Origin of the sequence: Pseudanabaena biceps PCC 7429 (assembly GCF_000332215.1) — a bacterium.
GTDB classification, from domain to species: Bacteria; Cyanobacteriota; Cyanobacteriia; order Pseudanabaenales; family Pseudanabaenaceae; genus Pseudanabaena; species Pseudanabaena biceps.
The window spans coordinates 1-11,283 of record NZ_ALWB01000107.1; the positions used below are offsets into that span (position 1 = coordinate 1).

The following is an 11,283-nucleotide window of genomic DNA, read 5'->3' on the forward strand; positions in this document are numbered from 1 at the left end:
CCAGTAAGGGTTTTAAAATCACAAAATGGCGTAGCCATTTTGTGATTTGGTATAAAACCCAATAGAGAGTTGCGCCGCGAAGCGCCGCAACTCTCTATTGGGTTTTACTGACTATAGCTATAGCAATTCACGACAGTGTGATCACACTGTCGTGAATTAAAAACTAAACCTCGTAAGGTTTTTCAAGTTACAGCGCATTGCGCTCAAACCCAAACCAAGGAAATTTCTGAAAGCGTTGCGAAGCAACGCTTTCAGAAATTTCCTTATGGTTCGTTTGATCGATAATTGCTGTAAGAAATGGCTATGCCATTTCTTAACTTGGGATTAAAAGAGAATAGCAGCGCTTCGCGCTGCTATTCTCTTCTTGGGAAGAAAGCAGGGGCAATTCACAAATTACCCCTGTGGGTTTTACTCTTCTTCAATTCCAAAAACTTGATTGAAGGTTTTGAGAACCTTGTAGCCCGTATCAATGGATTCGAGAGGATCTTTACGCAGACGGTGGCGGAGGCATAGACCAATGACACGCTTAATGTCATCTACTTCTACTTCCTTACGACCTTCAAAAGCAGCGATCGCTCTAGAGGCTCGATTGCTAACAATATCGCCGCGCAGACCATCAACATTCAACTCCGAGCAAACTCTGGAGATATTCAGTCGTAGATCGTGAGGGATATCAACTTCACCGAGAATTGTTTGTGCTCTGACGATTTTAGACTGGAGTTCTTCCTGTTGAGATGCATAGTCTTTGAGGAATCCGTGAGGATTGCCATCAAAATTAGTCCGCTCTTCAACCACGCGTACCCGTAGTTCTGGCTCGCGGACAGTGCGAATTTCTGCATACATCCCGAAGCGATCAAGTAATTGAGGACGTAATTCTCCTTCTTCAGGGTTGCCCGATCCGACCAAGACGAATCTGGCAGGGTGGCGGATGGAGATCCCTTCCCGCTCAACGGTATTCCAGCCCGAAGCAGCCGAGTCTAGTAATACATCGACGAGGTGATCGTCGAGGAGATTCACTTCATCAATGTAGAGAATGCCACGATTAGCTTTGGCAAGTAGTCCTAGTTCAAAAGCTTTGACACCTTCCGATAGCGCTTTTTCAATATCGATGGTTCCGCATACGCGGTCTTCGGTTGCACCGAGGGGTAAGTCCACCATGATTACTTGCTTGGTGCTAACGGGTAATGTTTCACCATCAGCAATACGGCGGCGCACTTCTTCACTTTGTAAGTCGCCATCGGTGGGGTGGCTACTAAAGGGATCGTCTGCAACAACTTCGATTTCGGGTAGGAGGTCGGCAAGGGCGCGAACGGTGGTGGATTTGCCCGTACCGCGATCGCCCATGACCATCACCCCACCGATTTTGGGATCGATGACGTTGAGCAACAGGGCGAGCTTCATTTCTTCCTGTCCGATCACAGCGGTGAAAGGAAATACAGGTCGTCTCGTCGTTACAGTTGGTTTAATGGGAGTAGCAATCAAGGTTTTTTAAATTTTGGATCGATAAAATTGTCACTCTAGCCAATATACAGCTTTTCATCTACTATCTTCGGGAAAATCATGGAAAGACTACTAAGTAGCTAGGCATAATTAAAAACCAAAACCAGAGAGCGTACCGTCCGCTACGCGGGCGGTACGCTCTTCTAGGTTTTAAGTTTACTTGTGCGTAGCTACTTAGCAATTCAAAAAAAGCATCGCCTTTTTTTGAATTGCAAAACCTTACTGGGTTTGTTTCTTAATTCACTGATGTGAGCCAAAACTTCAGTGAATTGGCGTTAAGTAACTACTCCTTTCCCAGTGAATAATTAGCCGTTGTGGCGCGAAGCGCCGCAACGGCTAATTATTGTTTAATGACCTAACTGTAAAAGGCGATCGCCTAAGCCTTATTGGGGGACTTCGTGGCTTGAGCGAGATATTTCTCTAACTGCTCCATGGCAAGTACCAACTGTGGGGTGGGATCGATCGCGACTAAACCCTCTTTCATCTTTTGCCAAATCTCAAAATGTAAGTGGGGACCAGTTGCCATACCCGTACTACCGACTAAACCAATCACCGTGCCCTGCTTGATTTCTTGTCCTGGTTTAACTAATACTTCAGACAGGTGGGCGTAGCGAGTTTCATGGGTTTCTCCGTGGGAAATGACGACGATTAAGCCATAGCCACCCAGCCATCCTGCTATTTCTACACGACCGCTAAAGGCTGCAATCACAGGTGTTCCTTCGGGGGCTGCTAAGTCTGTCCCTTGGTGAAAGCGGACTTGACCCGTAACTGGATGCACGCGAGTTCCAAACAAAGAACTAATCGTAGTCGGCGCAATTAATGGAAACAACATACGCTTGTCACCATTGCTAGGCAGGCTCATAGCAGCAATTTCTTGGGGGGTGAGGCGACGGACTTGGATGGAGTTATCCCCAGATGCGGCGGCGTAAAGGACATTGCCGTTTTGGTAGTAGTTTTGTTTAGAAGCGATCGCGACTTCTGGAGCGCAGAGATTGTTACTACGACCTGAAATTTCACTAGCCCTTGCCTGACAACCATTGGAGCGATTTTCTAAAACAATTTCGACGGGTTGCGATCGCTTGACATCAATTTTTGAACCCGATTTCGATGAAACTGTAGATGCAGACTCGATATTAACCCTTACGGAGTTTTGGACAGAGTTTTGGTTATAGCCAGAATTTCCTACGGCTTGATTGACTGGCGCTGAATTTGGGGCAGCAGTAAAGTTGCTTTTACCTTCAATTTCGATTGTAGTGGGTGCGACAGGAGCGATCCGAGGTTGGGCTTGAGTTGCTGGAGTGGAAGGTTGGGATACTGCGATATCAGGTGAGATGGCGGATTTATTAGCGGCATATGCAGAGCCAACTAGAACATAGTTATTTGTGGAGAGGCAAAGCAGCGTTGCTAGGGTAATTGTCGAGATTGTGGATTTGCGCATATTTTAAGTCTACTGATAGCCGACAGAAAAGTTTTGGGGCTGATAGATCGCGTTTTGGGAATTTCCCTCCCATCTTACTACCAGTTCGCCTGTTGGTCTAATGTCGATTATTTCTCCCTGAAGTTCCTGACCATCAACCGTTTGGTGTACATTTTTGCGCTCTAGCATCTGTAAATATTCCGCCAAAATGCCCACCATTCCTTCATGTTCGCTGCGAATTTGTCCCAGTTCGAGCCCTGCCAGCACCACTTCAATGAGTTCGTCCATACTAGATAAAGTTGTAGGCAACTCGCCCAGAGCGATCGCTCCTTCAGGTACTTGATTTGTCCAGTTAATACCGATCCCCACCACCGCATACAGAATTTTCCCCGCCTCAATTCTTGTCTCAGTCAGGATACCTCCCAATTTGCGGCGATCGATTAACAGATCATTCAGCCACTTGAGCCTTACATTTGCCCCAGTTGCGTTAAGTGCCTTGGCAATTCCCCAAGCTGACCAGAGTGTAATTTGATTGGCTTGCGATGCGGCTAAGTTAGGTTGCAAAATTACCGACATAAACAAGCCCCCCAAGTCGGACTGCCATTGGTTGCCACGTTGTCCCCTGCCTTTAGTTTGGCGTTTGGCAATAATGGCAGTCTGGGATGCAACTTCAAGGCGATCGATCAATCGCCAAGCTTCATTATTGGTCGAGTCCAGCTCTTCGTAGTTGATAACTGTAAAATTCACAAAGTATTCACAAAGTAATATCCACTCAAAAGATAACACTACGCTGATAGGATAAAAAACACTAGTGTTATTGTCCCGTACAGCATGGATTTTCAGTCGGTTATATTGGCGTTGCAAACCTATTGGAGCGATCGCGGATGTTTGATTGCCCAGCCCTACGATATAGAAAAGGGGGCTGGCACCATGAGTCCGCATACTTTTTTAAGAGCGATCGGTCCAGAGCCTTGGAGTGTCGCCTATGTCGAACCATGTCGCCGCCCAACCGATGGGCGCTATGGGCAAAATCCCAATCGCTTGCAACATTATTACCAATTTCAGGTCATCCTCAAGCCATCCCCCGATGATGTCCTCGAGTTATATCTAAATAGTCTCAAACATCTAGGTATCGATCCCGCCGATCATGATGTCCGTTTTGTTGAAGATGATTGGGAATCACCGACCCTTGGTGCTTGGGGTGTGGGTTGGGAAGTCTGGCTCGATGGAATGGAAGTTACCCAGTTTACCTATTTTCAACAGGTTGGTGGTTTAGACTGTCGTCCCGTCTCTGCGGAAATCACCTATGGTTTGGAACGTCTAGTTATGTATCTGCAAGGGGTGGATTCGGTTTATGACATCCTATGGAGATCGCACCCAACCCTAGGTGACATCAAATATGGTCAAGTCCATCATCAAGGAGAGGTCGAGTATAGCGGCTATAACTTCGGTAACTTTGGCGGTAAACCACAGGATTCTGACTTGTTGTTCCAGCTTTTCTTACAGTATGAAAAAGAAGCAGGGCATTTGTTAGAAGCTGAATTAGTATTACCAGCCTTTGACTATGTTTTGAAATGCTCCCATTCCTTTAACTTGCTAGATGCAAGAGGGGTTATTTCCGTAACCGAAAGGGTGCGTTATATCGGACGTATTCGCAACTTAGCGCGTCAAGTTGCCAAATTGTATTACGCCCAGAGAGAAGCATTAGGCTTTCCTTTAGGTGCTGAGTTAGGAGTACCAATCTAAAAATCTAAAAAGGACGGGCGGCGCGAAGCGCCGCCCGTCCTTTTTAGATTTTCTCGGCTAAGAGAGAGCGGGACGCTTCTGGTTTTAGTTTTAAATTATGGTGAGTTGGGATACGTGTGCTATCGGGTCCTGCCTTCAGGGAAAGAATCCCACTAGGCAAATGTTTAATCGATTTAATCGATTCTATGGTTCGGAATGGACAGAAGAATATATTCATGGCTTCCAGTTTGATTTAGAGCGCAAATATTAGATTGTGAATTGCTTCTGCGATCGCAAATTATGGGATTTGTTAACGAATACTTTATAAATTGTGACAATCTGTAATGAAAAACGATCCAACGACATAGTATAAACAAAGAAGCTGAAAATTTGAACGAGCTAAACGAAGCTAAATGAATAATTGACTGAGTATTTATACTCGATACTAATATTCAATGATTTATTTAATTCCGTTTTCAATCAAATTATTCGGTCTATTTAAAAATATAAATTTTTCTAGTTTGTTTTAACTACAGATTAGAGCAACTGGCTAGACTAAATATCCATTGATGGGCTTGCCTATCACAGTCTTTTAAAAGACACTTAAAACACAATTGGAGATAAACGTAACATGACATTAGATGCATTTGCCAAGGTAGTAGCCCAAGCTGACGCACGTGGTGCATACCTCACCTCTTCTCAACTAGATGCTTTGAGCGCTTTGGTTGCTGATGGCAACAAGCGTATTGATATCGTCAACCGTATTACTAGTAACTCTTCCAAGATTGTTGCTGATGCTGCTCGCTCTCTATTCGCCGAGCAACCAGCATTGATCGCTCCTGGTGGAAATGCTTATACCAACCGTCGTGCAGCAGCTTGCATTCGTGACCTCGAAATCATTTTGCGCTATGTAACTTATGCTATCTATGCTGGTGACTCCAGCATCTTGGATGATCGTGCGTTGAATGGTTTGCGAGAAACCTACATAGCCCTTGGTACTCCTGGTGCTTCCGTTGCAGTTGGTATTCAAAAGATCAAGGAAGCAGCTATCGCAATTGCTAACGATCCTAACGGCGTAACCCGTGGTGATTGCAGCAGCTTAATCGCTGAACTCAGCAGCTACTTTGACAGAGCCGCAGCCGCAGTTTCCTAGTTTTTAATTCTTTTGTTTAATTCGCGTTAATAATTTTTATTTGGAGATATTCTAAGTCATGTCGAAGACCCCTTTAACCGAAGCACTAGCTTCTGCAGATTCTCAAGGTCGTTTCCTCAGCTCTAGCGAATTGCAAGTTGCTTTTGGTCGTTTCCGTCAAGCAGGTTCTGGACTAGCTGCTGCTAGAGCTTTGACCGAAAAGGCTGAGTCCTTGGTATCTGGTGCTGCTAATGCTGTTTACCAAAAGTATCCTTACACCACCACCACTCCTGGTCACAACTTCGCTTCTACCCAAACTGGTAAAGAGAAGTGTGCAAGAGACATCGGTTACTACCTCCGCATTGTTACTTACTCTCTAGTTGTTGGTGGTACAGGTCCTCTTGATGACTACCTCATCGCTGGTTTGGCTGAAATCAACCGTACCTTTGAATTGTCTCCTAGCTGGTACGTTGAAGCTTTGAAGTACATCAAAGCAAACCATGGTTTGTCTGGTGATGCTGCTGTTGAAGCTAACTCCTACCTCGATTACGCAATCAACGCATTGCTATAGTCTGGTCTAGAAAACAAAAAGCACCCCAATGGGGTGCTTTTTGTTTTCTAGATTTAGTGCCATTTAGTTAACCATAAAACCTGCGGCGTACGCTGCGCGTACGCCGCAGGTTTTAGATCTGGATTTTATACCAATTCACGAAAGTGTGACAACACTTTTGTGAATTAAAAATCAAACCCAGTAAGGGTTTTCAAGTTAAGAAATGGCGTAGCCATTTCTTAACTTGGTATTAATTATGCTGAGGTACTTAGCTATAGCCACTTGACTTAGGACAAATCAAAACCCAAGAATTGATTGGTGGCGCGGAGCGCCACCAATCAATTCTTGGGTTTTATGTCCTGTTATATTTAGTGACGTACATTTGGCGATCGCTACGTAGCTGGGCATAATTAAAGTCCAGAATTAAAAGCTGTAGCGCACGCGCAGCGTGCACTACAGCTTTTGGGGTTTTATATTTAATTGTACCCAGCTACTTATAATTCACAATTAAAATTCAAACCCAGTTAGGGACTTGCGATTAATTAAAGTACCTGTGGCTTCGATTTCGCTCAGCCAAAGTTAGCTGAGCGGAGTCGAAGCTAGATAGCATAGTCCTAGATAACATAGTCAAAGATATTCTTAAATTATGAATCCAGAATCTGAAATTTCAGATGATAACCAATTAACCATCGAACAGGCGCTAATCAACCTGCAATGCGAAGATTTAGGCTTGCGGATTTATGCGGCTTGGTGGTTGGGGCGTTTTCGGGTCAATGTACCAAAGGCGATCGATCTCTTGATTTTAGCTTTAGCCGATGAAGCCGATCGCACTGAGGCGGGGGGATATCCCTTGCGACGTAATGCAGCAAGAGCCTTGGGTAAGCTAGGCGATCGCCGCGCCGTACCAGCACTGATCGAGTCGCTGGAATGCGAAGACTTTTATGTCCGTGAGGCTGCTGCTCAATCCTTGGAAATGCTGGGAGATCGTTCTTGTTTATCTAAATTGGTGGAATTAATCAAAAATCCCAATCTCCAAACTAGCACTGACTCGGAACCCGAACACCCCTACGATGCATTTCTAGAAGCTTTAGGAACCTTAGGAGCAGTAGAAGCAATTCCTGATATTTTGCCTTTTTTGGAGCATCCTACGCCCAAGGTTCAATATGCGGCGGCGAGGGCTATGTATCAACTTTCAGCGGCAGACGAGGCAAATCAATATGGCGATCGCTTAGTTGCCGCTCTCTCTAATAAAGATTTACAACTGCGGCGTACGGTTCTCTCAGACTTGGGCGCGATCGGCTATTTAGGAGCGGCCGAAGCGATTAGTAATACTATGGCTGAAAACAGTTTGAAGCTAATTTCGCTCAAGGGATTATTGGAAAAACAGATCCCCTTAGCAATTCCTCCTGAACTGACCGATGGCGCAATTAGGGTCATGGCACTAATGGATGATTTATTGTAAAGTAGAGAATCGCAAGCGCCCTATCTTCTCTATCCTATGACCGATCGCCTTTCCCAACTCATTCAAGCTGTAGAAGAAGCAGATTCCTCTAAGCTATTACTCGAAGCCGTCCAAAATTTGGCAGCAGCGAGGTTAGAAGGTGCAATTCCAGTTTTAATCGAAGCCCTTAGTTACAATAATCCTGGGGCAGCGGTGGCATCGGTAGACGGATTGATTTTGCTGGGGAGTGCGTCGGTTCCGCCTCTACTGGAATTGCTGGATATGCATAACTATACGGCAAGAGCATGGGCGATTCGCGCTCTGGCTGGGATTGGCGATCCACGCGGTTTGGTAACTCTGTTGGGAGTGGCGACGGCTGACTTTGCCTTTAGTGTAAGGCGTGCGGCAGTTAAGGGCTTAGGGGCGATGAAATGGCATTGGTTTCCTGATGAATTGCGGGAGGTCGCCCAAGAAGAAGCCTTAGAAGCACTCCTATTTGTCGCCCAACAGGATGAGGAATGGGTGGTACGCTATGCGTCGGTAGTGGGTTTAGAGTCTTTAGGGATCGCGATCGCACCTATGCAGCCTCTATGGCGATCGGCAATCAAAACCCAACTGAATATCATGTCCTGCAATGATGAAGTGCTGGCGATTCGTGGGCGCGTCTGGCTAGCCCAACAAAGGCTTGAGCAAAGACTGCAACAACTTAATTCCCCCCATGTTGCTCATCCCGATCGCCAACAGGCGATCGCTGATCGGGAATCGCCATTAACTTCTAACGATTGGCAAGATATTTTAAATAAGCTCTATGAAATGAAACGTCAAGAGCGCTTGGATAAGTCTAGCGAAGGCGATCCTCGTCGCTTTGAGCAATTGGCAACAACGATTAAGGATGCCAATGATTAATTAAATAGCCATCTCTTGCACAGCATCCCAACTCAAAATATATAGGCGGCGCAAAGCGCCGCCTATATATTTTGAGTTGAGAGTATCTAGCGATAAATTCTTCTAGGGAATTTCTTCGCGTTTTTCCCTAAATCCTAACTCCATTAGTGCTTTCCGAATTTTAGCTTTGGAGGGCTGAACCTTGGGCATCGCTAAATTAAGTTCCCTCGCAGTTTCTAACATTTGTCTGATGAGGATATCAAGTAAATTATCATCTACATCTTCAGGAACTTGCTCAATCCGCCCCTGATAAGCCAAAGTGTAAAGCTCTAAGTGATGCTTCCCCATAATTTTAGCCAATTTTCTTAAAGTCTCTGGAGTCGGGCAAGTACCTTTAAAACAGGCTCCTCGCAGTCTTGGTTGAGGTACGCCTGTCAACTCCGCGAGATGATTCATACTAATGTCTTGCTCTTCTAAATATTGAAGAACGTATAGCCCTAGCGGCGAGCAATCCTCGTTTTTGACCTGTAACCTTGGTGGCATCTTGTAATATCAACAACTTTGTTAGATTTCGAGATAGAAAGTTAATCTAACGTCATTGAATGATTTTATACCAATTATAGCGATTACCTTGACTGGAGAACAGCCAAGGGGCTTAAACCCTAAGAGCGTGTTTGAGAAGTTAAGCGAGACGTTTGAGGAGGATCTGAATCATGCCGACAGGCGTTGTTGCATGAATAAAAAGAAGACAAAAGAATAGAGAATATTAGGATAGATAATTAACTAACAACAGAACAGGAGACAGGTTTAGCAAGTTGAATCATGCGATTAAGCGCAGCACATTTGATGAACAACTCAACCGCCTGATTGTCAAATTTACGAGAACATAAAGTACCACCAAAGATTTTTTGAAACGAAACATCGTGGTTTCTGCCAAAGAACGACGATGATAACCTGAGTCACGTTTCCATTTTTACGCCCATGTTTACGGATATAACGGAGATTTTGGTCACGGGGATGTGGTGCAGCATTGGTATTGCCATGAAGCCAGATTTTGGCATCTTTGCGCGGAGGAATCACGGCTTTAGCACCATGTTGGGCTATCTCGTCATAACAATGACGATGGTCATAGGCTCCATCTGCGGAAACTTGGAGAGTGTAGAGTATTTTGTGTAAAGTCTGGGATATATACAGAGAGATAATCTAGACACACAATAACTAACACTAAAACCGATGAATATACGCAAAGAACTGCTCGATGAATTGCTGAAAGAATGTAAAACACCACCCGACTTATTCGGAGAAGGAGGAATCCTGAAACAACTAACCACCGCACTAGTGGAGCGAGCCTTGGAAGCAGAATTATCGACCCATCTAGGGTACAAGAAGCATGAATCGAAACCAGAAGGACAAAGCAACAGTCGTAACGGCTATAGCCAGAAAAAAGTGCAAGGGGAATTTGGTGTAGCCGAAATCGCAGTCCCGCGCGATCGGCAAGGAGAGTTTGAACCACAGATGGTGAAGAAAGGACAAAATCGACTGTCAGGATTAGACGAGAAGAGCATTGCCTTGTATGCGCGAGGTATGAGTGTCAGGGATATCCAAGCCCAGTTGCAAGAAATGTATGGGGTCGAAGTATCACCAACGCTTATTTCCAATGTCACTGATGAGGTAATTGACTGGAGTTTAGACTAAGTTGATTAAGCTAATCAGAAAAAGAGCAGGAAAAAGTAACCCAGAGAATGGAGAACTGGGCAAAATCCAAGAGAATGAAAAGGAGAATATTTAGGATTAGGAATTAAGGATGTCTTTGTTGACCTTTTTGGGACGAGAAGCGCGTTTTTTGATGATAGGAAAGCGAGGATAAGGATCGCGCTTGCGCCCAGATTTCCAACCAAGAGACTTACCACGAGGTTTCGGAGAACAAGCAGGAGAGCCGATCCTGACTAAAAGTGCGGCAAAGCCCTGAGCGACACGACCAAAAGTAAGATTAGTTTGAGGCTTCTGCCAAGGCAAAGGAGTATCAATCACCAGTTGACGCGCCAGCCATAACTGCCAAGAGAGTAACGGCATGAGGTCACTCCAGCGCAAAGCCTGTTGAGGAGTCAGTAATTGTGGCAGCGTCCAATGTAAACGTTGTTTGGCAAAGCGATTCCAATGGTCGATGGCAAAACGGCGTAAGTACAAGCGCCAAATCTGCTCTAAAGTTGGCATTTGTTCACCGACCCAAGCTAACCATAAACCAGAGCAATGGGGATGGGTGACTCGAATAACTTGGAAATGTCGTTGGGATGCTTTTTAAAGTGCAAATCAGACCATTGCTGGATTTGCACCTGTCCGACCGTCTCATCCTCTAAGCTAAAAGTTGCCGATGAGTCTCCCCAACTATCAGCATTGGCAAGTTGGAATTATCACCATGCTTGCGAGGACGACCAGAGCCACTATAGGGTTCAGGTGCTTTGTATAAGCATCGATTCGGGCGTAGACGCAGCAATAAGTCTGCTGGGATATCCTCGGTCAAATTCATAAAGGCAGCACTGCCATATTCACTGTCATAAGTAGGGCTTACTGAAAAAGCAAGAAAAGCATACAAGCAATGGTTTCCAAGGAGATCGAAAACTGATAAAATGCAA

General features: G+C 45.1%; 9 protein-coding genes and 3 pseudogenes. 6 read left to right on the top strand and 6 right to left on the bottom strand.

What is annotated here, in order from left to right; all coding sequences use genetic code 11:
* Positions 1-408: 408 nt before the first annotated feature.
* From bchI to PSE7429_RS12935, 3 genes are all read right to left on the bottom strand, one after another.
* Positions 409-1,482: a magnesium chelatase ATPase subunit I gene (bchI, locus tag PSE7429_RS12925; RefSeq protein ID WP_009627655.1), complete on the bottom strand. Its 1,074-nt coding sequence runs from the start codon at positions 1,480-1,482 to the stop codon at positions 409-411.
* Between the two features lie 394 nt (positions 1,483-1,876).
* Complete coding sequence (locus PSE7429_RS12930) at positions 1,877-2,938, bottom strand: M23 family metallopeptidase (RefSeq protein WP_009627656.1); 1,062 nt, start codon at positions 2,936-2,938, stop codon at positions 1,877-1,879.
* 9 nt (positions 2,939-2,947) lie between these two features.
* The gene (locus PSE7429_RS12935) at positions 2,948-3,664 is read right to left on the bottom strand and encodes a biotin--[acetyl-CoA-carboxylase] ligase (RefSeq protein ID WP_052017712.1); all 717 of its coding nucleotides are present in this window, start codon (positions 3,662-3,664) and stop codon (positions 2,948-2,950) included.
* An 84-nt stretch (positions 3,665-3,748) separates the two neighbouring features.
* Here PSE7429_RS12935 and glyQ point away from each other — a divergent pair, with 84 nt between their 5' ends.
* The 5 genes from glyQ to PSE7429_RS12960 all read left to right on the top strand — a co-directional run bounded on the left by glyQ (position 3,749) and on the right by PSE7429_RS12960 (position 8,671).
* Positions 3,749-4,663 carry a glycine--tRNA ligase subunit alpha gene (glyQ, locus tag PSE7429_RS12940; RefSeq protein WP_009627658.1) on the top strand — a complete coding sequence of 305 codons (915 nt, stop codon included), beginning with the start codon at positions 3,749-3,751 and terminating at the stop codon, positions 4,661-4,663.
* Positions 4,664-5,273: 610 nt separating this feature from the next.
* Positions 5,274-5,795 carry a phycocyanin subunit beta gene (locus PSE7429_RS12945; RefSeq protein ID WP_009627659.1) on the top strand — a complete coding sequence of 174 codons (522 nt, stop codon included), beginning with the start codon at positions 5,274-5,276 and terminating at the stop codon, positions 5,793-5,795.
* A gap of 58 nt (positions 5,796-5,853) precedes the next feature.
* Positions 5,854-6,345 carry a phycocyanin subunit alpha gene (gene cpcA / locus PSE7429_RS12950; RefSeq protein ID WP_009627661.1) on the top strand — a complete coding sequence of 164 codons (492 nt, stop codon included), beginning with the start codon at positions 5,854-5,856 and terminating at the stop codon, positions 6,343-6,345.
* Between the two features lie 625 nt (positions 6,346-6,970).
* The gene (locus PSE7429_RS12955) at positions 6,971-7,786 is read left to right on the top strand and encodes a HEAT repeat domain-containing protein (protein ID WP_009627662.1); all 816 of its coding nucleotides are present in this window, start codon (positions 6,971-6,973) and stop codon (positions 7,784-7,786) included.
* Positions 7,787-7,822: 36 nt separating this feature from the next.
* A complete protein-coding gene (locus PSE7429_RS12960; RefSeq protein WP_009627663.1) occupies positions 7,823-8,671 on the top strand; it encodes a HEAT repeat domain-containing protein in 849 nt (282 codons plus the stop codon).
* A gap of 102 nt (positions 8,672-8,773) precedes the next feature.
* Here PSE7429_RS12960 and PSE7429_RS12965 read toward each other — a convergent pair whose 3' ends face one another.
* Complete coding sequence (locus PSE7429_RS12965; RefSeq protein WP_009627664.1) at positions 8,774-9,193, bottom strand: helix-turn-helix domain-containing protein; 420 nt, start codon at positions 9,191-9,193, stop codon at positions 8,774-8,776.
* Positions 9,194-9,429: 236 nt separating this feature from the next.
* Positions 9,430-9,802, bottom strand: a pseudogene (locus PSE7429_RS25165) (transposase); the annotation flags it as partial.
* An 81-nt stretch (positions 9,803-9,883) separates the two neighbouring features.
* Here PSE7429_RS25165 and PSE7429_RS12970 point away from each other — a divergent pair.
* Positions 9,884-10,330 (top strand): annotated as a pseudogene (locus PSE7429_RS12970) (IS256 family transposase); the annotation flags it as partial.
* A gap of 111 nt (positions 10,331-10,441) precedes the next feature.
* On the opposite strand, the pseudogene PSE7429_RS27765 reads toward PSE7429_RS12970, so the two are convergent.
* A pseudogene (locus PSE7429_RS27765) lies at positions 10,442-11,222 on the bottom strand (NF041680 family putative transposase); the annotation flags it as partial.
* Positions 11,223-11,283 lie beyond the last annotated feature (61 nt).

Bases quoted from the DNA above. Each gene is read 5' to 3' on its own strand.
- PSE7429_RS12930 (WP_009627656.1), bottom strand. From the start codon at position 2,938: ATGCGCAAATCCACAATCTCGACAATTACCCTAGCAACGCTGCTTTGC.
- glyQ (WP_009627658.1), top strand. From the start codon at position 3,749: ATGGATTTTCAGTCGGTTATATTGGCGTTGCAAACCTATTGGAGCGAT.
- PSE7429_RS12945 (WP_009627659.1), top strand. From the start codon at position 5,274: ATGACATTAGATGCATTTGCCAAGGTAGTAGCCCAAGCTGACGCACGT.
- cpcA (WP_009627661.1), top strand. From the start codon at position 5,854: ATGTCGAAGACCCCTTTAACCGAAGCACTAGCTTCTGCAGATTCTCAA.
- PSE7429_RS12955 (WP_009627662.1), top strand. From the start codon at position 6,971: ATGAATCCAGAATCTGAAATTTCAGATGATAACCAATTAACCATCGAA.
- PSE7429_RS12960 (WP_009627663.1), top strand. From the start codon at position 7,823: ATGACCGATCGCCTTTCCCAACTCATTCAAGCTGTAGAAGAAGCAGAT.
- PSE7429_RS12965 (WP_009627664.1), bottom strand. From the start codon at position 9,193: ATGCCACCAAGGTTACAGGTCAAAAACGAGGATTGCTCGCCGCTAGGG.